At 62.6% G+C, this 1585-nt stretch carries 1 protein-coding gene; it reads left to right on the forward strand.

Annotated features, from left to right (window positions below):
• Positions 1-63 precede the first annotated feature (63 nt).
• Positions 64-1503 (forward strand): IS1182 family transposase, encoded by a 1440-nt coding sequence (locus VB618_RS19715; RefSeq protein ID WP_329798455.1) that lies wholly within the window; start codon positions 64-66, stop codon positions 1501-1503.
• The last annotated feature ends 82 nt before the right edge of the window (positions 1504-1585 follow it).

Here is a 1585-nt window from a genome sequence, read left to right on the forward strand (position 1 = left end):
TGGGTCCAGGCTGTGTGGAAACGCCTTGATCTGCTAAGCTGATCGTGATCGGCGGAGGGCAGCATGAAGCGTTTCGTTGAAGGGGAAGACCGCCGGCAGACCACCCTGCTTCCTGATTGCCTGGACGACTATGTGGCGCCCGACAATCCCGTGCGCATCGTTGAAGCCTTCGTGGACGAGCTGGATCTGGCGGCCCTCGGCTTTGCCGGGGTGGCGCCGGAGGCAACAGGACGTCCAGCGTATCATCCCGCCACCCTGCTCAAGATCTACATCTACGGCTATCTCAACCGCGTCCCGTCCAGTCGCCGCCTGGAACGGGAGACCCAGCGCAACCTCGAGCTGATCTGGCTCACCGGCCGCTTGATGCCGGACTTCAAGACCATTGCCGACTTCCGCCGCGACAACGGACCGGCCATCCGTGCGGTGTGTGCGCAGTTCATCGGGCTGTGCCGCAAGCTCAACCTGTTCACTCGGGCGGTGGTGGCCCTCGACGGCTCCAAGTTCAAGGCTGTCAACAACCGCGACAAGAACTTCACGGTCGCCAAGGTGGCCAAGCGCATCGAGCAGGTGGAGGCCGGTATCGCCCGCTACCTGACCGCTCTGGATCGCGCCGACCGGCAGGGTGGCGAGGAGACTGAGGCCAGGACAACCCGCCTAAAGGAGAAGATCAAGGGCCTGCGCCGGTCGATGCAGTCCCTGAAGGAGATGCAGCAGCAGGTGGAGGCCGCGCCCGACCAGCAGATCTCTCTGACTGATCCGGACGCACGCTCGATGGCCACCAGCGGCAAAGGCACTGGCATTGTGGGCTACAACGTGCAGATGGCGGTGGAAGCCGAGCATCATCTGATCGTCGCGCACGAGGTGACCAATGTCGGCAACGACCGCACACAACTGCTGGCGATGGGGCAGCAAGCCCGGGATGTGATGCCTTGTGAGGAACTCATCGTGCTGGCCGACCGAGGCTACTACAACGGCGACGAGGTGCTGGCCTGCGAAGGAACGGGGGTCCTGCCCTACGTTCCCAAGACCCAGACCTCCGGCAATACTAACAAGGGCCTCTTCACCGGGCGGGACTTCGTCTATGACGCCGAGCACGACCGCTACACCTGCCCGGCGGGCCAGCACCTGACGAAGGGCAAGGTGCGCTCAGACCGCCGGGACAATATCGATCACTACCGCAATCTGACGGCCTGTCCGACTTGTGCTCTCAAGCCCCGGTGCACGCCGGACAAGCACAAGCGGGTGAAGCGCTGGCAGCATGAAGATGTGCTCGACCGGATGCAGGCCCGGCTCGAGCGCATGCCCGAGGCCATGAGCATTCGCCGACAGACGGTGGAGCATCCGTTTGGGACCATCAAAGCCTGGATGGGCAGTACTCACTTCCTGATGAAGACCTTGGAGAAGGTCAAAACCGAGATGAGCCTGCACGTGCTGGCCTACAACCTGAAGCGGATGATCAATATCCTGGGTGCCGGGCCTCTGCTGAGGGCTCTGGCAGTCTGAACCCTTTTGCCGCCGCGGATCACGCCCAAACAGCTGCCATCACACGTCGCTCGAAATCGCGTTTTCACACGACCTCGGTCAA

It is taken from the genome of Microvirga sp. CF3062, assembly GCF_036314045.1.
Lineage (GTDB): Bacteria > Pseudomonadota > Alphaproteobacteria > Rhizobiales > Beijerinckiaceae > Microvirga.

Excerpts from the sequence above, each read along its gene's own strand:
- VB618_RS19715 (WP_329798455.1), top strand. The coding sequence starts at position 64 with ATGAAGCGTTTCGTTGAAGGGGAAGACCGCCGGCAGACCACCCTGCTT.